Genomic DNA, 20252 nt, shown 5'->3' with positions numbered 1-20252 from the left:
TTATGAAGAACATCCTAGTCATTTGTTACCTATTTTTTACAGCTGCACTTTTTGCGCAAGAATGGCAACCGAGCTATGCGGAAGCACTCGTGGTATCCAAAGAACAGCATAAACCGATACTCTTGGTATTCGCAGGTTCCGATTGGTGTGCCCCGTGTATAAAGCTAGATAAGGATATCTGGCAATCCGATGTCTTTCGTACCTACGCCAAAGAGAATTATGTGCTTTACAAAGCGGATTTCCCCAGAAAAAAGGCGAATCGATTGCCGGAAGCGGTGGCCGAACAAAACAATGCGCTTGCGGAAAAATACAACCCGAACGGACATTTCCCGTTAGTTTTGCTACTGGACAGCAATGAAAATGTTTTAGGAGAGACCGGATACCTTAACCGTACCCCTCAAGCGTATATCACCCATTTAAACTCCTTTGTAAAATGAGATTGCTGACCTACATCCTCTTTTGCTTTTTGACCATGGGCGTTTTTGGTCAGGAAACGGAGTATGTCACTTCGACCAAGACCCTGAAACTGATGGGTACGCGTTTCGATATCACGGTGGTAGCCATCAACCAAGATATCGGCCAGATTAATATTGATGAAGCCACCGCAGAAATAAGACGGATAGAAGCATTGATATCATCATGGAATCCTGATTCCGAGACGTCTTTGATTAATAAAAATGCTGGAATACATCCAGTGAAAGTAAGCCTAGAACTCTTTAAGCTAATCGGTAAGGCAAACCAAATATCGCAAATCACCGATGGCGCTTTCGACATTTCTTACGCATCCATGGATGAAATCTGGAAATTCGATGGCTCGATGAAACGAAAACCGACGGATGCCGAACTGGAAAAATCAATAGCCAAAATAGGCTACCAAAAAATCATTATGAACGAGAACGACCAGACCGTTTTTTTAAAGGAAAAGGGCATGAAGATTTCGTTTGGGGCCATCGGAAAAGGCTATGCCGCCGACAAGGCCAAAGAACTCTTGATATCCAAACAAGTCGTCGGCGGAATTATAAATGCTGCAGGAGATTTGACGACCTGGGGCACTAGGCCAGATGGAGAAAAATGGCTGATCGGTATTGCCAATCCTTTGAGCAAAGAGAAGATTTTTTCCTGGCTGCCCATCGTAGAATCCTCGGTGGCAACCTCTGGCAATTACGAAAAGTTCGTCGTTTTCGATGGCATTAAATACTCGCATATCATCGATCCCAGAACCGGATACCCTGCGACGGGCATGAACAGCGTCTCGATATTCGCCAAGAGTGCCGCATTCTGCGATGCCCTAGCCACGGCGGTATTCATCATGGGCAAGGAGGCAGGACTCGCACGGATCAACCAATTGCCCGATACAGAAGCCATTTTGGTAGATAGCGATAATAAGATTCATAAGAGTAGCGGCATTTTGTTCGAAACTACCCCATAGAACGAAAGCGAATGAAATAATTATTCTAATTTTACCAAATGCATCCGCGACTATGCGGACGATAATCCCAAGATTCCAGTGTTGATAAAGGTACTACTTCTTTTCGTTTTTGGTGTGTTTTTCACCTCCTGCGTAGCGGTGAAACCCTACGAAAAAGTCTATCTAAATGATGATGAAATGCAGCTTTCGGCAAAGGGGGCGGAACGTTTCGAAACCAATTTTCAGGTGTATCGTGAGGCCGCTTCGGGAGCCAATGGTGGGAAAAGTGGGGGAGGCTGTGGATGTAATTGATTTGAATATTGAACGTTAAATGTTCCGACCAGCAATCTAATAACTTCTAAACTACGATCAAACCGACATTATCTAAATTGAAATTTACAATCACAATAGCGTTACTTCTCACCGTAACCTTGGTTTTTTCCCAAGAAGAAACTTCCTATAAAAAACGCATCTTGGAATCCGCTGAAATCGATCTGCTGTTCAGTTATTACGGACAAGATGGTAAAAACGCCGCGGTAACCGGGGGTTCGGGAACTGAAGAATTGACCGATGCCACTTCGGCCTTAGTAGTGAGTATCCCATTGAACGATGATGATGTTTTGACCGCTGATGTAGGTATTTCGGCCTACACTTCGGCGTCTTCAAGCAATATAAATCCCTTTGACGGTGATGTGAACCGAACTGCGAGTCCGATTAGCGCATCCTCGGGGGCTTCGCGCCAAGATGTGCTGGTCCATTTTAATCCATCGTACGCGCACACTGCTGACGATCGGAATTCGACGACTACCGTTAATGCCTATGTCTCTTCGGAATACGACTATTTTTCCGTTGGTTTTGGCGGAGGATATTCCCGATTGTTTAATGCTGAAAATACGGAGGTTTCCTTGAGCGGCAAAGTATATTTCGACAAGTGGAATCCGCAATATCCCATAGAATTACGGGATGGCTTTTTTGATTCCCGAACGATCGGAAATGGTACCTATGCCCCGGATTTCAATGTGTTTTCAGATGAAAAAAGGAATTCATATTCATTGTCATTAGGTCTTTCCCAGATTTTGGGCAAACGATGGCAGGGAGCGATTTTTATGGATGCCGTAGTTCAGAATGGTCTTCTCAGTACCCCGTTCCAACGGGTGTACTTTGGGGATACCAACGATTTTTTTATTGAAGATTTTCAATTGGCCGATGATGTTGAACGATTGCCGGATAGCCGATTCAAACTTCCTATTGCCGGTCGCTTGAACTACTACCTCAACGATTCTTTCATCCTTCGGAGCTACTATCGTTTCTATTATGACGACTGGGGCATCACAGCACACACCGCCAGCTTGGAGGTGCCGATAAAGTTGAGCGATACTTTTACGCTATATCCGAACTATCGATTTTACACGCAATCCGCTGCGGACTATTTTTATGAAAAGGATATTGCCCTGTCAACCTACAGTTTTTATACTTCCGACTATGACCTATCGAAATACCGTGCGCACCAATACGGCATGGGCGTTCGGTATACCGATATATTTACGAAGGCGAAAATACTTAGTTTTGGATTGAAGACTTTAGATCTGCGGGCTAGCCAGTATAATCGAAGCGATGGGCTAAATGCTTTTATTGTTACCTTGGGAGCGACGTTTGTCGCCAATTGAAATAGTTGTTAGTTTCTTACAATACAATGGGAAACATTGCTCCTTCATGGCGAAAGGTGCAAAGGCCCGGCCGAATTTCACAGGTTAAGGGTGCTTTCATTTTAGCATACACCGCATAATTATACCGTTTTTTCGTAAATTCGCTGCCCTATCCAAGATAGAACATGATTGATAAACTGAACATTGTAAAGCAGCGTTTCGATGAGGTTTCCGACCTGATCATTCAACCCGATATTATTTCGGACCAAAAGCGCTATGTGGAACTGACCAAGGAATATTCCGATTTGAAGGACCTTGTTGCAAAGCGCGACCAGTACATAGAACTGACCGATAATATACAGGAGGCCGAGGAAATCATCTCGGATGGTAGCGATGCCGAGATGCTCGAAATGGCCAAAATGCAGCTGGAGGAGGCCAAGGCGGAACTCCCGAAGCTGGAGGAGGAAATTAAAATGATGCTCATTCCCAAAGACGCCGAAGATGCCAAGGATGTGGTCGTTGAGATCCGAGCCGGAACGGGCGGTGACGAGGCCAGTATATTTGCGGGAGATCTTTTTCGTATGTACACCAAATTTTGCGAATCCAAAGGATGGAAGACCAATGTTATCGACCTGAGCGAGGGTACCAGTGGGGGCTATAAAGAGATTCAGTTCGAAGTAACGGGTAAGGATGTTTATGGTACCTTAAAATTTGAAGCCGGGGTGCACCGTGTTCAGCGGGTGCCGCAGACCGAGACCCAAGGCAGGGTGCATACGAGTGCCGCAACGGTTATGGTGCTTCCCGAAGCCGAGGATTTTGATGTGCAGATCGACCCCAAGGATGTCCGTATCGATTATTTCTGTTCCTCCGGACCGGGCGGGCAATCAGTGAATACTACCTATTCCGCCGTGCGTTTGACTCACCTTCCCACTGGATTGGTAGCGCAGTGTCAGGATCAAAAATCACAACATAAAAATAAGGATAAAGCATTCAGGGTACTACGTTCACGATTGTACGACCTCGAACTGGCCAAAAAGCAGGAAGAGGATGCTGCCAAACGGAATTCCCAAGTAAGCAGTGGTGACCGATCGGCAAAGATCCGCACCTACAATTATCCGCAAGGTCGGGTGACCGATCACAGAATCGGACTTACGCTCTACGATTTGCAGAACATCATCGATGGCGATGTACAAAAAATCATCGACGAACTGAGCTTGGTAGAGAACACGGAGAAGCTGAAAGAGGCGTCTGAGGTGTTTTAAGGATCTAGTTTGTTCGGATTTTTTTAGACTACTTATCCGTTTCGAAAGCCTTGATATATCAAATCCATCTTCGAGCACCGATCATCTAACCCCTTGCTAACATTGCATAAGAAATGACAACTTCACAACTCGTTGAACAGATACATTTAAAACAATCCTTCCTCTGCATCGGTCTTGATACGGATTTGAAAAAGATACCGGTACATTTACTCGAAAAACAAGATCCCATTTTTTCCTTTAACAAAGCAATAATCGATGCGACGCATCATTTATGTGTTGCTTATAAGCCAAATACTGCCTTTTACGAAGCCTATGGAATTGCGGGATGGAAAGCTTTGCAAAGGACCATCGGATATCTCAATGAAAACCATCCTGAAATTTTTACCATTGCCGACGCCAAACGCGGGGATATCGGCAATACTTCGACGCGCTATGCCAAGGCCTTTTTTGAAGACCTACAATTCGATTCCATAACCGTTGCTCCCTACATGGGTAAAGATTCCGTGGAACCCTTTTTGGCGTTTACGGACAAGCATACCATTCTCTTGGCGTTAACCTCGAACGATGGGGCCTACGATTTTCAAACAAAGCTCATTGGTGGCAAAGAGCTATACAAGCATGTACTTGAAACCTCCAAGAGTTATAAAAATTCTGAAAACCTAATGTATGTGATAGGGGCGACCAAGGCGGAGTATCTTCTGGAAATTAGAAAAATAGTGCCCGATAGTTTCCTTTTGGTACCGGGTGTGGGCGCCCAAGGCGGCAGTCTAGAAGAGGTGTGTAAATATGGAATCAACGAAAATATTGGCTTGCTTATCAATTCCTCAAGGGGAATCATATATGCATCCGAAGGGAAGGATTTTGCGCATGCCGCGGCGTCGAAAGCAGGAGCCCTACAAAATCAAATGGCTTTAGTATTGAAACAGATGAAGTGATTACTTCATCATATTCTCCAATATTTTTTGGATTTTCTTCGCTTTCTGCTCAAAAAATTCTACCAATTTGGCATCGGTATATTCCAAGTTGCCAGCTTTTTCCAAAAAGTTCTGATACTGATACTCCAAAAGCGATATAACGTTTCTGTTCGCGGTCATTGGGGTAACGCTTCCTACTTTACAATATTGATTTTCCATAGTCGTACGAATAAGTCCCTAATATACGGCGTATCCTCGATTTTGGATGTCGTTATCCGTCATATTCCGTTAAAAATTCGTTATAATAATGTTTAATTAACATTGGGCTTTTGAAACGTGAAGAACGGTAGTGTAAAGCGTTCTCAACACCGCATAAAAAAAACCGATGCTCCCACCGGTTTTAAACTAACTAACTCAAAAATTACTAACTAAAATAATTTTCCACTCTCTAATTTAACGGGTTAATTCTTAAGTTATTGTAGCTGTTAATGGATTTTTAGCGACTTAATCCTGTAACGCAAAAACCTTTCTCAAAAGGTCGGTTGTTCGCGATGAAGCCCTATTACGGATTTCTTTTTCCTCTATTGCAATCATGGTGTAGACGCCGGTCAAAGCCTCTTGAGTCACATAATCCGTTAAATCGGGATTCACCTTGCTGGTCAACGGAATACTATTGTATTTATTGATAAGATTGCTCCATACCCGATCGGCGCCGACTTTTTCAAAGGAACTTTTGATTACAGGGCTGAACTTTTTATAGAGATCCGCTTCGGTTTGGCCTGTCAGATAGAGGGTGGCCGCATTATCGCTACCCAATAAAATGTTCTTGGCATCGTTGAAAGTGATGCCCTTCACCGCATTTACAAAAATGGGCGTTGCCTCACTAACGGCATCTTCGGCCGCTCGGTTCAAAACTTTAAGGCCTTCGTCGGCCAAACTTCCCAAACCGATATCCCGAAGGGTTTTATCTACTTTTTGGAGTTCGGCAGGCAAGGGGATTTTTACCAGTTCGTTCTTAAAAAATCCGTCTTCTTGGGTAAGTCGGCTTACCTGTTTGTCGATGCCTTTGTCTAGGGCCTGCCGCAGTCCCTCTGCTATTTGGGCGTTTCCGATACCTGACTGCTCTTGTGGCAGTTGATCGATTACCTGCTGCAGTTCGCCACAAGACAGCAATTGGAAAATCATGGTAAATGAAAGTAGTTTTTTGATCACGATTCTTTCCGGTTTTTAGCTGCCTTTTACTTTTTTGATTCCTTCCTTTTTCAAACCACAACTGTTATTCGAACGTAAAATTAACAAAGAGCCCCCGGGTTCTCATGGCATCAATGTTGCTGGTCCATGGGCTATTGGGGTCATTATCGGGTATGAGCTCGTTGTTAATTCCGAAAACGCCACGTACCGATGGCGTGAACTTGAAATATTCCAGGTAGAAATCGATACCGAAACCGAGTTCGTAGTTATACGTCCATTTTTTTAAACGGAAAGTGCCGCTGCTATTATCGTCGAGGCTTTGCTCGTTGCTACCCAGGTTCAGCGAAGCCGACGGGCCGGCCACTAGAAAAGGCTTCCAGTTACCGTAGCGTTTTGTACTGACTTTCAATAACAACGGAAAATTGATATAGGTAGATTTTACCTCCCGAAAAGCATCCCTTCGACCTTCGTCGGTGTCTAAGAATCCGGGAAAACCTAAAGTTCTTGCGTTATAGTAAAGTCCGGGTTCCAAACGCAGGTCCAAGAATTCGTTGAGGCGCATTTCTCCAATAAGGCCTACGTTAAAGCCCGTTGATTCCAGCACTTGAACATCGGTGTTTCGAGGCCCCTTATCGTTTTTATAGTCGAATTTAAAGCCATAGCGGTTAAATCCCAAAAAATAGCCGTAGTTCAAGAAATTCTTGTCCTTGTTCTCGATATTGAGAATGGGGTTTTCGTTAAACTGGGCATTGAGACCGTTACAAAAGAGCGTCAGAAGGATCACTACCAAAAAAAATTGCTTCATATTAAGGCTTTGTGGCGACATAAATCGTTGCGACCCCGAATGTCTGGGGTCTGTTCTCTACCTCTATAAACCCGATTTTCCGTAAAATATTGTTGAAGGTTTCCCCATGCGGAAAAACGGATGCGGATTCGCTCAGATAGGCATAGGCCGATCGGTCTTTTGAAAACAGTTTTCCGATGAGGGGCAGTATGTTTTTCGTGTAGAAACGATACCCTTGTTTATAGGGCGTTTTGGTCGGCACGGACGTTTCCAAGACTACAAAAGTGCCTTGGGGGGCGAGAACGCGATAGATTTCGGCCAGGCCCTTGTCCAAGGTTTCGAAATTACGGACTCCAAAGGCCACCGTGACGGCTTCAAAACAGTTGTCGGCAAAAGGCAGGTTTTCGCTGTCTCCCATAACCATTTCTATGGTATCGCCTAAATCTTTGGCGGCAACTTTCCTTTTGCCTACATCTAACATCCCGGGAGATATATCGAGACCGACAATTTTTGGCGCGCCGGTTTTCACTAGATTTATGGCGAGATCGCCCGTACCCGTTGCAATATCCAAAATGGTTTTCGGATTTTGTTCGGATAGGATGTCAACGACCTTTCTGCGCCATTTTACATCGATGCCGAAAGAAATGATCCGGTTCAGACCATCGTACTTTTCAGAAATCGTATCGAACATCCGGGTGACCTGTTCTTTCTTACCTAGTTCCGAATCTTTATATGGAGTAATTTTCTTCGCCATATTGGGCAGTTTTAGCCGCAAAGATATCGTTTTTGATGCTCCTCATTTTACCTTTGCACCAAAATAATACGTAATTTTGCAGCGCAAATCCAATATGTGAATAACGTAAACGGAATAGGAGCATTGTTTGTAGACATGCTCAAAGGCCTTTTGAATCTGGAATAAGGCCAACGGGTTTCATACCACACAAAGTTATCAATAGATGAAAATAATTATTGCAGGTGCCGGTGAAGTTGGATTTCACTTGGCAAAACTGCTATCTTACGAATCTCAGGACATTACCTTGATCGACTCTAATAAAGAGAGTCTGGCCTATGCCGATACCCATCTTGATATTCGGGTCTTGCGAGGTGATGCCACCTCGATTGCTGTTTTAAAGGATGCGCAAGTAGCCGAATCGAATTTGGTAATTGGGGTGACTTCCTCCGAGACCACCAATATAACTTTGTGCATGCTTGCCAAACAGTTGGGTTGTCAGCGTACGATTGCCAGGATTTCGAACACAGAATTCACGGATTGTAAAGACACCATCCGATTTTCCGATCTTGGGATCGACGAATTGATTTCTCCCGAAGAATTGGCGGCGAAGGAAATAGAAATGCTTTTGAACAAATCCGCATTCAACGACACCTATGAGTTTGAAGAGGGCAAGTTAATTATGGTGGGTGTTTCCTTGCCTTCAACGGCACCTTTTGTGGGCAAGATGGTCAAAGAGGCCGCATTAGTTTTTCCCGAACTTCATTTTATGCCAATCGCCATGCAGCGAAAAGGCACGCAATACACGATTATTCCCCGAGGGGATACCGTCTTTAAAGATGGGGATCAGGTCTATTTTATCACCACCAAGCAAGGGGTCGAAGAGCTCTATAAGTTGACAGGAAAGAAAAAAGAGGATATCAAAAACGTGATGATCCTTGGTGGAAGCAAGGTCGGTTACAAGACGGCGCGGGCTTTATGTCTTAAAAAGTTCAACGTAAAACTCATCGAGAAGAACAAGGAGAAAGCGTTCGACCTAGCCGATGAGCTGCCGAACGCCCTCGTAATCAATGGTGATGGTAGAAATGTGGAACTTTTGCAAGAGGAAAGCCTTGAATCTATGGATGCGTTCATTGCCGTGACGGGCAATTCGGAAACGAACATCATGTCATGTCTCGTGGCGAAATCCAAATTTATTAAAAAGACCATAGCCCTGGTCGAGAATATGGACTATTTTCAACTATCCCATTCCATCGGCATCGATACCTTGATCAACAAAAAACTATTGGCGGCCAATAATATTTTCAGGCACATACGAAAAGGGGAGATTGTGGCCTTGATGCGCCTCAACAACCTGAACGCGGAGATTCTGGAGTTTGTGGTCAAACCTGATTCAAGGGTAACGGGTAGTATGATTCGAGAGCTTGATTTTCCGAAAACGGCCACTATCGGAGGCGTAATCCGTGACGGAGAGGGCATTATCGCATTGGGTGGATTCGAAATTCGTCCCGGAGACAGGGTAGTGGTATGCTGCATGCCCGAGGCTATCCAAAAAATCGAACGGTTGTTTTTGTAAACTTTTACCCAATTTCATGCGTTTAAACTCCCAAATAATTTTCCATATCATGGGTCTGCTTATGCTCTGCAATGGCTGTTTTATGCTGATAGCGGCATTCGTCAGCGGTTTATATGCCGACGGGGCGACCTTGAGCATTTCGCTTGCGGCCATCGTGACTATGTTCGTAGGTATTTCCGCCATGTTCTTTACCAGGGGGCATAAAAAAGAGGTTAAGCGAAAAGAGGGTTATATCATCGTTACTTTTGGTTGGCTGGCGCTGACCTTTTCAGGGATGTTGCCCTATGTGTTTTCGGGGGCCGTTCCTGATATTACAAATGCTTTTTTTGAGACGATGTCAGGGTATACTACCACTGGGGCATCCATTATGGACGATATCGAAGTGATGCCCGAAGGTATCCTTTTTTGGCGCAGCCTGACCCATTGGATCGGAGGTATGGGTATCATCGTACTTGCCATAGCGATCCTCCCGCTTTTAGGCATCGGTGGTATGCAGTTGTTCGCCGCCGAGTCGCCGGGCCCGAGCGGTGATAAGCTACATCCAAGGATTACCGATACCGCCAAGCGACTTTGGCTGATCTATTTAGGATATACCATAGCGGAAACCATATTGCTGAAACTGGCCGGAATGAACTTTTTTGATGCCATCAACCATTCAATGGCCACCCTCTCGACCGGAGGATTTTCTACTAAAAATCTGAGTGTGGCCTACTGGAACGATCAACCCTTGATACAGTATATCATTATTTTATTCATGTTTTTGGCGGGTTCGAACTTCGTACTGAGCTATTTTGCCCTTAAGGGAAGAGTTCAACGCATTATTATGGACGAGGAATTCAAGGTCTATACCTTATTCGTCGTATTCTTTTCCGTAATTGCCGCCTTGGTCATTTATTTTAAGGCGAATGTTCCCGTTACGGAGTATCACCCCCAAGTTTTTGGGGCTGCTGAAAGCGCATTCCGACATAGTCTTTTCCAGGTCACATCAGTGATTACTACAACAGGGTTCGTTAGTGCGGACTATACCAGCTGGACCCCCTTTTTAACGATTTTCTTTTTTGGTTTGATGTTTCTTGGGGGATCTGCGGGATCAACTGCCGGAGGCATTAAAGTGATGCGCCATATTATGATCATTAAAAACGGCCTTCTGGAGTTTAGGCGAACGATACATCCCAACGCCATGCTTCCGGTGCGGTATAACGGTAAGTCGGTAAAGGAGAATATTGTTTACAACATCATCGGTTTCTTTGTACTGTATATGCTGCTCTTCATTATCGGCGCCTTGGTCTTGGGGGCCATGGGCATCGATTTCGTAACGGCTATCGGAGGTTCTGCTTCCTCTTTAGGGAACGTCGGCCCTGCATTTGGCAATTTGTATCCGCTGAGCAATTTCAATGGTCTTCCCGACGCCGGAAAATGGTGGTTAGGTTTTCTTATGCTCGCGGGAAGGTTGGAGCTTTTTACAGTGCTCATCCTCTTGACTCCCTATTTTTGGAAGCGTACGTAATGGGTTTTATTCCCCATTAGTTTTGTCGGATGAGGCGTCTAACTCCCGTAGAATCTGGTTCACGTCTTCCTCGGTCGTCTCGAGCTTGTTTTTGCAGATAGCTATTAAATGGGATGCCCTTTTCACTTTTTTGGAAAGTTCGTCCACCGAGATTTCACCTTGCTCGATTTCGGTGACGATTTCTTGTAATTCGGTAAAGGCTTCGGTATACTTCGGAGTGTCGTTTTCGTTCATTTTTTAAGCTTTTTTTGTTGATTGCACCGTGCTCGAAACGCTTCCTTCATACAACACTGTGGTAAGCAAATCGCCCGGGTTTACTTGCTCGGTCGAACGGATGGCTTTCCCGGCCAATTGGGTGATACTGTATCCGCGTTTAAGCACGTTTTGCGGACTGAGATTGTGAATGTTCGTTTCTAAATTCTTCAATCCCAAAGACTTTTGTGCGAGCTGCCGATGAATAGCCTTTTTCAGGTCCGCCGTGAGGTATGACGTATGATGCTTTTGGGCCGTACAGAATTGGTAGGTACCTTTTCTGATGTCTTCTCCCGCAGCGGTCAACACCTTCTTTTCGTTTCCGAGCCGAAATCGGGATTGCTGCGAAAGGGATTGAGCTTGCTGCCTGACCGCGTTCTTGTTTTTATCCAGAATATTCCGGGTCACCGAACGCAACAGCTTTACTTCGGATGCGAATTTGGTTTGCGCATCGCGAATCAAGCTCCGACTCCGGTCAATGATTTTTTCTTCCGCCTTATGCACGGGTACCGAGAAATCGTGAAACTTCTGGATCAAGAACTCCGCCAGTTTTGTCGGGGTAATGGCATTTTCATGGGCAATCAGTTCTGCGACCGTTTCGTTGGTAGAATGCCCGATGCCCGTTATTACGGGAATGGGAAATTCCGCAATTTCCTTGGCGAGGTCGTAGTTGTTGTAACAGGATAATCCGATATCGCCACCGCCGCCCCTAACGATGGCCACCACGTCAAAATGATGAATGACTTTTTTGATTCTTCTCAACTGCGCGATTATAGTTCTCACCGCATTGTCTCCCTGTAAAAGTGATGGGAAAAGAAGTTGGAAAAAGGTATAGTTCCAGCTCCTACCGGCCGATTCGAATACGTTGAGAAAGTCCGCATACCCTTTACTGGTCTCTACGGAAATGATAGCAATCCGTTGCGGCAATACCGGAAGCGCAAGCTGCTTGTTCTTCGAGAAAATACCGGCAAGCCGGAGTTTATTGATGGTATCTTGTTTCTCCTTTTCAAGATCTCCCAAGGTGAAGCTTGGGTCGATATCGTTGATCTGTAATGTCAATCCATATTTAGGGTCGAAATTAATTGTGGCGGAGAACAAAATCTTGATACCGTCTTTAAGCGGCTCCTTCAGTACCCGTTGAAAGTTGGTATTTATCTTTTGATAGTCGCTCTTCCATAGAATGGCGCTGATTTGGGCGATAACTTTCCCCTCTTTCTTTTCCACCAATTCGGGATAACAGTGTCCCGACCTTTGATAATGGTTCAGTTTGTTCATCTCCGCCTTAACCCAGAAGGCGGTTTGGTAGCGATTTGTAATCGTTTTTTGGATGCTTTTCGTTACCTCGAGCAGGGAAAATATGTGTTTGCCGTTTACTTTTTCGGACATTTTTCGGTGTTTTGCTGTTCAGCAGTGATTTGGACTAGGGCAGTTGCAGCAGTCGATAATTACTGATATGAAACCTACAACGGTCATACTCGGGACAGGGTAAAGTTAAGTTTAGATTTTTAAAGGTTTATATACTATCCGGAAAAAAATGCGTTTATTTAGTAGAGAAACTGAAGGGAGCCGACAAAAGAAAACCCTTTACATCACTACAATAGTATCGCCATAATCAAAGTAATAGCCCATGAGAATTTTCTTGAAATTACTATGTTCGTCTTTGGTTTTGATAAGTGTATCGATCAATGCCCAAAACTGCACTTTGGACATCGGTGGAAAGAATACCGAAACCATGATTAGCGTTTTTCAATTGAACGAAGCCCAGGTGGCGACATTGGAAACCTTGCGGAGACTCCTTGCTGTGGAAACTGGACATTTGGAAGAACGAATCGAAAAACTACTGGCCGAACATCCGCAAAGTACACAAGACGAACTGATTAAAATGGCGGATAAGTATAAGGTCTTACAGCAAGAAATCGTTACGGTTTCTTATGAAAGCGATAAAAAATTCTTGTCGGAGTTTAACGCTAAGCAATACGAACGGTATCTTCAACTCTGCAGGGCCGCGATCCGAAGGCCGATTGCCGTCGTTCCAAAAGTTTATAATGATTCCATTGCCCCAAAATAAAGAGCTCTTGAGGATCTCTGTGCTGATATACTTCCAAACATTCTCTTAAGGCTATACACTTTTTTTAAAGTTCGTACTTTTGACAAAACTACACGTTCGTCTATGTACAAATCTTTTATTCGTCCTATTCTCTTTCTGTTCGATGCGGAGCGTGCCCATCACCTAACTTTTTCCCTTGTCCATTTTCTTTCCAATATCGGTTTTTCAGGTATTTTTAGGAGGATGTATACGTTGGAAGATACGCGTTTGGAACGGGAAGTTTTTGGTTTACGATTCAAAAATCCGGTGGGATTGGCCGCTGGCTTCGATAAAGATGCCAAACTCTATAACGAACTTTCGGATTTCGGTTTCGGTTTCGTCGAAATCGGTACGCTGACCCCCAAACCCCAAGAAGGAAATCCCAAGAAAAGATTGTTTCGACTAAAACCGGACCAGGCCATCATTAATAGGATGGGATTCAACAACCAGGGCGTCTTCGATGCTGTCGAACGTTTGAAAAAAAAGCATCGCGTCTTAGTTGGCGGCAATATTGGAAAGAACAAAATCACACCAAATACGGCAGCTGTAAAAGATTATCTTATTTGTTTCGATGCCCTTTTTGACCACGTAGACTACTTTGTCGTCAATGTCAGCTCTCCGAACACCCCAGGGCTACGTGAACTGCAGGACAAAGAACCCTTGAACGCCTTGCTGCGCCAATTAAAAGAGCGGAACACGACGAATGCGGAAAGGCAATCCGTAAAGCAAAAGCCGATTCTGCTAAAAATTGCTCCGGACCTTACAGATGAGCAACTCCTTGATATCATAAGCATTGTCGAAACCACAAGAATCGATGGCGTCATCGCAACCAATACTACTATTTCCCGTAAAGATCTAAAGTCGGAAGCGGTTCAAACCGAAGAAACCGGAGGATTGAGCGGAAAACCCCTGGCTAAAAGAAGCACCGAGGTCATTCGGTTCTTGGCGGAAAAAAGTAACAACGCTTTTCCGATTATCGGAGTAGGAGGTATTCATTCGCCCGAGGATGTCCTTGAAAAATTGAATGCCGGCGCAGCTCTGATTCAGTTATATACGGGTTTTATATATGAAGGGCCGAGTCTAGTTAAAAGGATCAACAAAGCGTTATTGAAGCGATTTAATTAATAGCCAAAACCCTTACTGCCGATTTTCATTTTGCATTATTTTAAACGTACCCTTAGAAAAATAATCTTTCCAACGGTAACTGTTTACTCTTTACTAGACCAATAATCCAACACAAGTACATCATCCAAAGACGGTCCTAAAATCTCTCCAAAAGCTTTATGGTCGGGATGTGGCAAATAAACGGCCCGGTCTTCCTCACTATTGAAGGTCAGGAAAAAAATGTGTGTAAAACCTTTGTCAAGTCCTTCGGGACTATTGTTGGTACCCCATTCATACGAAACGATTTGCGGAATCTTCGAAGGTAATGCGCTAAAAGCTTCCTGTACCTTGCGGATATCCTCCTTTGAGGTATCTTCCTTAAATTTGAACATTACTACGTGGCGTAGAAGACTGTCTTGTTGCATGGTTAATTCTGTTTTATTCGATCTTAAATCCTTCCGATTGAAGGAAACCAAGGTTAAGGAGAGAAAAACAAGCAATAAGGTGATGACTTGGTTGATAGTTTTCATAATTCGTTCTATTTTTTGCCAAGATATGAAAAAGTACTCTTACTTTGACCGCAGAAATAAAACAATTCAAGCCTGTCTGCCGGCAAGGTAGGGTTCCAAGTTGAGTGTCGAATGCATTACCTTGAACACCTGTACTGAGCTAAATCGAAGTATTGAACCTATCGCCAGGCAGTAATAAACCTTGAACCTGTTTGAACTTGAACTACGAAACCCTTTACGCCTTTTCACTTGCGACCGCCGCCTTGGCCCTATCTCCAGGGCCGGACAATATATACGTTCTGACCCAAAGCTTGGCGAACGGCAAAAAATATGGATTGGCGACTCTAGCGGGACTTCTATCCGGATGTTTGGTGCATACCACTTTGCTGGCTTTCGGTGTTTCCGTGATTATTCGGGAAAGTGATACCTTGTTCTTGGGCATCAAAATTCTCGGGGCGGTTTATTTACTCTATTTAGCGTTTATAGTCTATCGGAGCGATTCGACTCTGGACATTGCCGGGGATAAGGTCGCTAAAAAGGGATTGTGGCAACTGTTCAAACGGGGCTTCATAATGAATGTTCTCAACCCCAAGGTGACCATCTTCTTTTTGGCTTTTTTTCCGGGATTTTTGTTCAGCGAAACTTTGAGTACGGTACTTCAGTTTTATGTTCTCGGACTTTTGTTCATGACCGTATCAGGTTTTATTTTTAGCGGGATAGCGGTTCTTTCGGGAACGATTTCGAAGTTTCTTGTCCACAACAAAAACGTGGGCCCCGTGCTGAAATGGTTACAGATTGTAGTGTTCATCTGTATTGCTCTGTATCTGCTGCTATCGGATAATTAATGCTAAATTTGATGCAAGTATCCAATTGCCCATGTCCGAAAAAGTAAAACTGATCGAATGTCCCCGGGATGCCATGCAAGGTATCAAGGCGTTTATTCCTACAGGGGAAAAGGTAAAATACATTCAATCCCTATTGGGCTGTGGGTTCGATACTATCGATTTTGGAAGTTTTGTTTCACCCAAAGCGATTCCTCAAATGGTCGATACCGCTGAGGTACTGGCACAATTGGACCTGTCAAAAACCAATAGTCAACTTCTTGCTATCGTCGCCAATGTGCGCGGGGCACAAGATGCATCCGAACATACGGAAATCGATTATCTGGGCTATCCCTTTTCCATATCCGAGAACTTTCAAATGCGGAATACCCATAAAACGATAGGGGAATCGGTAGACATCCTTCAGGAAATCATAAACCTTGCCGATGCTACGAAAAAGAAAGTAGTGACCTATATTTCCATGGGATTCGGCAATCCCTACGGTGACCCGTGGGATGTGGATATCGTAGGGGAGTGGACTGAAAAGCTGGCCGATATGGGCGTAAAAATTCTTTCGCTTTCCGATACGGTCGGCACATCTACCCCCGAAAACATCGATTATCTTTTTTCCCATTTGATTCCCAAATACCCGAACATCGAATTCGGGGCACATCTGCATACCACCCCGACCCAATGGCACGAAAAAGTGCATGCCGCCTACAAAGCCGGATGTCGCCGGTTCGATGGCGCGGTGCAGGGTTTCGGAGGCTGCCCCATGGCCAAGGACGAACTGACGGGCAATATGCCGACCGAAAAAATGTTATCTTATTTCACGGCCGCGAAAGCGGATTCAGGAGTTAATTGGATGGTTTTCGAAGCCGCCTACAATAAGGCCACGGAGCTATTTTCGGCTTTCCATTGATTTACATAAGGTTTCCCGCTCCGAAGGTAGTACCGTTAACCAGGCTACTTTACCCTTTTTTTCGGCAAGAAGGCTGGGGTTGCGTACTCAGCTACATCCCCTAATTTTATCTTTTGGAAACGCTCATATTCAACGATAAATTCCTACTTTTTATAGATAAATTTTACTACAAATACAAGCCAAATTCGAAATATTTTATTTTCAATTTATCACCCATCCGAAACCCCCGTTCAGCCTACAAATTTCATCCATTGTTGATAACCCTGTGGAAAAACTTAAACTTCTTTCTAACGAATAGGGCGAATTAATCATGACCTTTATACACTGCCAGTAAACAAACAATTAATTCTATCTGCTATGGAAATTACCCAGGTCATTAAACGGGATTTTACGACCAAACCCTTTCATTTACACAAAGTTACGAACGCTATTCTAAAGGCCATGACCGCCGTTGAGCTGGGAGGCCTTGCCGATGCCGAACAGGTTTCGGATAAAGTATATGCCGGACTCTTAGAACGAAAGAAATTAGACGAAACCTACGTGCCTACCGTCGAGGAGGTGCAGGATTTTGTTGAGAAAAAACTCATGGAAACCGAGTTTTTCGAGGTGGCCAAGGCGTACATTTTATACCGTAACGAGCAGGCCAAAAAACGAAAAAGCAATATATTCGAAAAGCGCATCAATCTGAAGCCCTACGAGTACCCTGAACTCTATGAGTATGTTCCTGCCATTCGGCATTCGTATTGGATCCATTCCGAGTTCAATTTTACTAGCGATATACAGGATTTCAAGACCTCACTCTCCGAAACCGAGCGTAATGCCTTAAAGAACACCATGCTCGCCATTTCCCAGATCGAAGTGGCGGTCAAGAGTTTTTGGGGCGATATCTATCACAAGATGCCCAAGCCTGAAATCGGTTCGGTAGGCGCCACCTTTGCCGAAAGCGAAGTGCGTCATGCGGATGCCTATTCACACTTGCTCGAGATTTTAGGATTGAACCAAGAATTCAAGAACCTCAAGAAAAAACCGGTGATGATGAAGCGGGTGCAGTACTTGGAGACTGCCCTCAAAAGCGCAAAAAGTGATGATAATAGGGAGTATTCGGAGTCCATATTGTTGTTCTCGTTGTTCATTGAGCATGTTTCCCTGTTTTCCCAATTCTTGATCATTATGGCCTTTAACAAGCATAAAAATGTGTTGAAAGGAATATCGAACGTGGTCGAGGCAACTTCTAAGGAAGAACAGATCCATGGCGATTTCGGTATCGATATTATCAAAATTATCAAAAACGAGAATCCAGATTGGTTCGATGACGAACACGCATTAATGATCCGGCAAATGTGCGCCGACGCCTTCATGGCCGAAAGCGAGATTGTAGATTGGATCTTTGAGAAAGGGGAGCTCGATTTCTTGCCCAAGGCCGTAATCAATGAATTTATAAAGAACCGGTTCAACAATTCGCTTACTAGCATAGGCATTGATACAATTTTTGAAATAGACGCTACCCTATTACACCAGACGGAATGGTTCGACGATGAGATTATCGGCACCAAACACGGCGATTTTTTCGTAAAACGCTCCATCAATTACAGCAAAAGAACCCAAAGTATAACCAGTGATGACCTTTTTTAAATGAACGATCCAAAAACCACTTTTGACACACAGACAAAACCTCTTTCTCAAGGCGACCAATTAGTGAACGCTCGAAAAGAGGCGCTTAAAAGCCACCAACCGCAAAATCAAGACGGTTTTAAATGGCTGACCGAACACAGCCGAAACTTTCTGGCATCAGGATACCTGACCGAAGGAGTGACCCCGGAACAACGTATCCGTGAAATAGCCGATAGGGCAGAACAGCTTTTGGACATGCCCGGCTTCTCCGATAAGTTCTATGGATACATGTCCGAAGGATTTTTCTCCCTCGCCTCGCCCGTATGGTCGAATTTCGGGAAAGAAAGAGGACTTCCCATTAGCTGCTTCGGGTCGCATATTGCCGATGATATGGGCAACATCCTGTACACACAATCCGAGGTGGGCATGATGTCCAAATTGGGCGGCGGTACTTCCGGATACTTCGGTAAAATCCGTCCACGGGGAGCCGCGGTAAAGAACAACGGACAAGCTTCGGGATCCGTGCATATCATGCAGCTCTTCGAATCGATGGTCGATGTGGTCAGTCAGGGGTCCGTACGTCGCGGGCGATTTTCGCCATACCTTCCTATAGAACACCCAGACATCAAGGAATTTCTGGAAATCGGTACCGAGGGAAATCCCATTCAAGAACTCACCCATGGGGTAACCGTAACCGATGCCTGGATGCAGGAGATGATTGATGGTGACGGCGACAAACGGGCGCTTTGGGCCAAGGTATTGCAGCGTAGGGGAGAGATGGGCTATCCGTATATATTCTTTAAGGACAATGCGAACAATGGCGCGGCCGATGTATATAAGGATAAGAACCACACCGTTTACGCGAGTAATCTGTGTACGGAAATCATGTTACCTTCCAATGACGATTGGTCTTTTGTTTGTGTGCTATCATCCGTAAATCTGTTGCACTACGACCAATGGAAAAATACCGATGCCGTAGAGACGATGGTGTATTTCTTGGATGCCGTAATTACCGAATTTATAGAAAAACTGGAAAGCTACCGCAATTCTGAAAGCCGCGAAGATCGCCAGACCTTCCTATTTATGGAACGTGCTTATAATTTTGCCAAAGATAACCGGGCCTTGGGCCTAGGGGTCTTGGGATGGCATTCGCTATTGCAGTCCAGAAAACTGCCGTTCAACAGCCAGGAGGCCTATAATCTGAACAGCGAGATTTTTGAAGGTATCAAAAAAAGGTCCTATAAAGCATCCGAAGAATTGGCGGAAAAATTTGGGGAACCGGCCGTGCTTCAGGGGTATGGCAGACGTAATGCTACCTTGAACGCCATCGCTCCCACTACATCATCGGCGTTTATTCTCGGACAGGTATCCCAAGGTATCGAGCCTATTTGGTCCAATGTATATGTAAAGGATATTGCTAAGGTAAAGACAACCATCAAGAATCCGTTTTTAGAGGAGCTATTGTTGGAAAAAGGAAAGAGTACCCGCGAGGTCTGGCGAAGTATCCGCGATAGGGACGGCTCCGTACAGCATTTGGATTTCTTGACCGATACTGAAAAGGAGGTTTTCAAGACCTATTCCGAAATAGATCAAATGGATATTATCTATCAAGCCGCCAACCGACAGAACCATATCGATCAAGGGCAGTCGGTCAACATCATCGTCCACCCCGACATGCCGGTGAAGGATATCAATAAAATCCATGTTACCGCATGGAAATTAGGACTAAAATCGCTCTACTACCAGCACAGTATGAACGCCGCCCAGAAATTCAAGCAGAAGAAGGATTGCGCCAGTTGTGAGGCCTAGGGAGTTTTGATTTTGTATGTTGTTTTCCCATTGGGCGCCGCAAAATGCGAATGCTTAAAATAAACTACCAATAACTTCGAGAAAATCGACTTCCCTAAGGAAGTCGATTTTTTTTTTGAT

22 protein-coding genes are annotated in these 20252 nt (G+C 44.5%); 14 read left to right on the top strand and 8 right to left on the bottom strand.

All coding sequences use genetic code 11. The features are described 5' to 3' along the window. The first annotated feature begins 2 nt into the window (after positions 1-2). From BLT07_RS05930 to pyrF, 6 genes are all read left to right on the top strand, one after another. Positions 3-437, top strand: a complete 435-nt coding sequence (locus BLT07_RS05930; protein WP_091867337.1) for a thioredoxin family protein — start codon at positions 3-5, stop codon at positions 435-437. Next, on the top strand, positions 434-1429 hold the full coding sequence (locus BLT07_RS05925; RefSeq protein WP_091866770.1) for an FAD:protein FMN transferase: 996 nt from the start codon (positions 434-436) through the stop codon (positions 1427-1429). The genes BLT07_RS05930 and BLT07_RS05925 overlap by 4 nt, the downstream gene beginning before the upstream one ends. Positions 1430-1507: 78 nt before the next feature. After that, entirely contained in the window at positions 1508-1720 is a 213-nt protein-coding gene (locus BLT07_RS05920; protein WP_394331305.1) for a DUF4266 domain-containing protein, read from the top strand. Positions 1721-1797: 77 nt separating this feature from the next. Continuing rightward, complete coding sequence (locus BLT07_RS05915; RefSeq protein ID WP_245726459.1) at positions 1798-3075, top strand: DUF3570 domain-containing protein; 1278 nt, start codon at positions 1798-1800, stop codon at positions 3073-3075. 164 nt (positions 3076-3239) lie between these two features. Continuing rightward, positions 3240-4316 (top strand): peptide chain release factor 1, encoded by a 1077-nt coding sequence (prfA, locus tag BLT07_RS05910; RefSeq protein ID WP_091866766.1) that lies wholly within the window; start codon positions 3240-3242, stop codon positions 4314-4316. 113 nt (positions 4317-4429) lie between these two features. Next, positions 4430-5251: an orotidine-5'-phosphate decarboxylase gene (gene pyrF, locus BLT07_RS05905; RefSeq protein WP_091866764.1), complete on the top strand. Its 822-nt coding sequence runs from the start codon at positions 4430-4432 to the stop codon at positions 5249-5251. Here the strand turns inward: pyrF and BLT07_RS05900 are convergent, their stop codons facing one another. From BLT07_RS05900 to ubiE, 4 genes are all read right to left on the bottom strand, one after another. Then, positions 5252-5449 (bottom strand): hypothetical protein, encoded by a 198-nt coding sequence (locus BLT07_RS05900; protein ID WP_091866762.1) that lies wholly within the window; start codon positions 5447-5449, stop codon positions 5252-5254. A gap of 285 nt (positions 5450-5734) precedes the next feature. Further along, entirely contained in the window at positions 5735-6415 is a 681-nt protein-coding gene (locus BLT07_RS05895) for a DUF4197 domain-containing protein (RefSeq protein WP_091867332.1), read from the bottom strand. A gap of 91 nt (positions 6416-6506) precedes the next feature. Then, on the bottom strand, positions 6507-7226 hold the full coding sequence (gene porT, locus BLT07_RS05890; RefSeq protein WP_091866760.1) for a type IX secretion/gliding motility protein PorT/SprT: 720 nt from the start codon (positions 7224-7226) through the stop codon (positions 6507-6509). Position 7227: 1 nt separating this feature from the next. Beyond that, positions 7228-7959, bottom strand: coding sequence for a bifunctional demethylmenaquinone methyltransferase/2-methoxy-6-polyprenyl-1,4-benzoquinol methylase UbiE (ubiE, locus tag BLT07_RS05885; RefSeq protein ID WP_091866758.1), 732 nt, complete (start codon positions 7957-7959; stop codon positions 7228-7230). A 202-nt stretch (positions 7960-8161) separates the two neighbouring features. Here ubiE and trkA point away from each other — a divergent pair, with 202 nt between their 5' ends. Together trkA and BLT07_RS05875 are read left to right on the top strand one after the other, a co-directional pair. Further along, the gene (gene trkA / locus BLT07_RS05880; protein ID WP_091866756.1) at positions 8162-9511 is read left to right on the top strand and encodes a Trk system potassium transporter TrkA; all 1350 of its coding nucleotides are present in this window, start codon (positions 8162-8164) and stop codon (positions 9509-9511) included. A gap of 16 nt (positions 9512-9527) precedes the next feature. Next, positions 9528-11018, top strand: a complete 1491-nt coding sequence (locus BLT07_RS05875; protein WP_091866754.1) for a TrkH family potassium uptake protein — start codon at positions 9528-9530, stop codon at positions 11016-11018. Between the two features lie 6 nt (positions 11019-11024). Here BLT07_RS05875 and xseB read toward each other — a convergent pair whose 3' ends face one another. The 3 genes from xseB to BLT07_RS20910 form a co-directional block, all read right to left on the bottom strand. Beyond that, positions 11025-11252 carry an exodeoxyribonuclease VII small subunit gene (gene xseB / locus BLT07_RS05870; RefSeq protein ID WP_091866753.1) on the bottom strand — a complete coding sequence of 76 codons (228 nt, stop codon included), beginning with the start codon at positions 11250-11252 and terminating at the stop codon, positions 11025-11027. A gap of 3 nt (positions 11253-11255) precedes the next feature. Then, on the bottom strand, positions 11256-12656 hold the full coding sequence (gene xseA / locus BLT07_RS05865; protein WP_091866751.1) for an exodeoxyribonuclease VII large subunit: 1401 nt from the start codon (positions 12654-12656) through the stop codon (positions 11256-11258). 198 nt (positions 12657-12854) lie between these two features. Next, on the bottom strand, positions 12855-13004 hold the full coding sequence (locus tag BLT07_RS20910; RefSeq protein ID WP_175455268.1) for a hypothetical protein: 150 nt from the start codon (positions 13002-13004) through the stop codon (positions 12855-12857). Here BLT07_RS20910 and BLT07_RS05860 point away from each other — a divergent pair. Together BLT07_RS05860 and BLT07_RS05855 are read left to right on the top strand one after the other, a co-directional pair. Continuing rightward, positions 13003-13338, top strand: a complete 336-nt coding sequence (locus BLT07_RS05860) for a hypothetical protein (protein WP_091866749.1) — start codon at positions 13003-13005, stop codon at positions 13336-13338. The two genes, BLT07_RS20910 and BLT07_RS05860, sit on opposite strands and share 2 nt — an antisense overlap. Before the next feature lie 102 nt (positions 13339-13440). Continuing rightward, positions 13441-14481, top strand: coding sequence for a quinone-dependent dihydroorotate dehydrogenase (locus BLT07_RS05855; protein WP_091866747.1), 1041 nt, complete (start codon positions 13441-13443; stop codon positions 14479-14481). A gap of 83 nt (positions 14482-14564) precedes the next feature. Here the strand turns inward: BLT07_RS05855 and BLT07_RS05850 are convergent, their stop codons facing one another. Continuing rightward, complete coding sequence (locus BLT07_RS05850) at positions 14565-14990, bottom strand: Dabb family protein (RefSeq protein WP_091866745.1); 426 nt, start codon at positions 14988-14990, stop codon at positions 14565-14567. A gap of 197 nt (positions 14991-15187) precedes the next feature. Here BLT07_RS05850 and BLT07_RS05845 point away from each other — a divergent pair, with 197 nt between their 5' ends. The 4 genes from BLT07_RS05845 (at position 15188) to BLT07_RS05830 (ending at position 20132) form a co-directional block, all read left to right on the top strand. Then, complete coding sequence (locus BLT07_RS05845; RefSeq protein ID WP_091867330.1) at positions 15188-15814, top strand: LysE family translocator; 627 nt, start codon at positions 15188-15190, stop codon at positions 15812-15814. 31 nt (positions 15815-15845) lie between these two features. Further along, positions 15846-16712 (top strand): hydroxymethylglutaryl-CoA lyase, encoded by an 867-nt coding sequence (locus tag BLT07_RS05840; RefSeq protein ID WP_091866743.1) that lies wholly within the window; start codon positions 15846-15848, stop codon positions 16710-16712. A gap of 357 nt (positions 16713-17069) precedes the next feature. Further along, positions 17070-18344: a ribonucleotide-diphosphate reductase subunit beta gene (locus BLT07_RS05835; RefSeq protein ID WP_091866741.1), complete on the top strand. Its 1275-nt coding sequence runs from the start codon at positions 17070-17072 to the stop codon at positions 18342-18344. Continuing rightward, positions 18345-20132, top strand: a complete 1788-nt coding sequence (locus tag BLT07_RS05830; protein WP_091866739.1) for a ribonucleoside-diphosphate reductase subunit alpha — start codon at positions 18345-18347, stop codon at positions 20130-20132. Positions 20133-20252 lie beyond the last annotated feature (120 nt).

It is taken from the genome of Pricia antarctica (genome assembly GCF_900101815.1).
Classification (GTDB): domain Bacteria; phylum Bacteroidota; class Bacteroidia; order Flavobacteriales; family Flavobacteriaceae; genus Pricia; species Pricia antarctica.
Note: the sequence above shows the minus strand (reverse complement) of the source record. Positions and strands in the feature narration are given on the sequence as shown.

Bases quoted from the DNA above. Each gene is read 5' to 3' on its own strand.
- BLT07_RS05835 (WP_091866741.1), top strand. From the start codon at position 17,070: ATGGAAATTACCCAGGTCATTAAACGGGATTTTACGACCAAACCCTTT.
- BLT07_RS05875 (WP_091866754.1), top strand. From the start codon at position 9,528: ATGCGTTTAAACTCCCAAATAATTTTCCATATCATGGGTCTGCTTATG.
- porT (WP_091866760.1), bottom strand. From the start codon at position 7,226: ATGAAGCAATTTTTTTTGGTAGTGATCCTTCTGACGCTCTTTTGTAAC.
- BLT07_RS05830 (WP_091866739.1), top strand. From the start codon at position 18,345: ATGAACGATCCAAAAACCACTTTTGACACACAGACAAAACCTCTTTCT.
- BLT07_RS05900 (WP_091866762.1), bottom strand. From the start codon at position 5,449: ATGGAAAATCAATATTGTAAAGTAGGAAGCGTTACCCCAATGACCGCG.
- pyrF (WP_091866764.1), top strand. From the start codon at position 4,430: ATGACAACTTCACAACTCGTTGAACAGATACATTTAAAACAATCCTTC.
- BLT07_RS05895 (WP_091867332.1), bottom strand. From the start codon at position 6,415: ATGATTTTCCAATTGCTGTCTTGTGGCGAACTGCAGCAGGTAATCGAT.
- BLT07_RS20910 (WP_175455268.1), bottom strand. From the start codon at position 13,004: ATGGTTTCGGTATTCTTTCCACCGATGTCCAAAGTGCAGTTTTGGGCA.
- BLT07_RS05850 (WP_091866745.1), bottom strand. From the start codon at position 14,990: ATGAAAACTATCAACCAAGTCATCACCTTATTGCTTGTTTTTCTCTCC.
- xseB (WP_091866753.1), bottom strand. From the start codon at position 11,252: ATGAACGAAAACGACACTCCGAAGTATACCGAAGCCTTTACCGAATTA.
- BLT07_RS05840 (WP_091866743.1), top strand. From the start codon at position 15,846: ATGTCCGAAAAAGTAAAACTGATCGAATGTCCCCGGGATGCCATGCAA.
- ubiE (WP_091866758.1), bottom strand. From the start codon at position 7,959: ATGGCGAAGAAAATTACTCCATATAAAGATTCGGAACTAGGTAAGAAA.
- trkA (WP_091866756.1), top strand. From the start codon at position 8,162: ATGAAAATAATTATTGCAGGTGCCGGTGAAGTTGGATTTCACTTGGCA.
- xseA (WP_091866751.1), bottom strand. From the start codon at position 12,656: ATGTCCGAAAAAGTAAACGGCAAACACATATTTTCCCTGCTCGAGGTA.
- BLT07_RS05860 (WP_091866749.1), top strand. From the start codon at position 13,003: ATGATTAGCGTTTTTCAATTGAACGAAGCCCAGGTGGCGACATTGGAA.
- prfA (WP_091866766.1), top strand. From the start codon at position 3,240: ATGATTGATAAACTGAACATTGTAAAGCAGCGTTTCGATGAGGTTTCC.
- BLT07_RS05925 (WP_091866770.1), top strand. From the start codon at position 434: ATGAGATTGCTGACCTACATCCTCTTTTGCTTTTTGACCATGGGCGTT.
- BLT07_RS05930 (WP_091867337.1), top strand. From the start codon at position 3: ATGAAGAACATCCTAGTCATTTGTTACCTATTTTTTACAGCTGCACTT.
- BLT07_RS05855 (WP_091866747.1), top strand. From the start codon at position 13,441: ATGTACAAATCTTTTATTCGTCCTATTCTCTTTCTGTTCGATGCGGAG.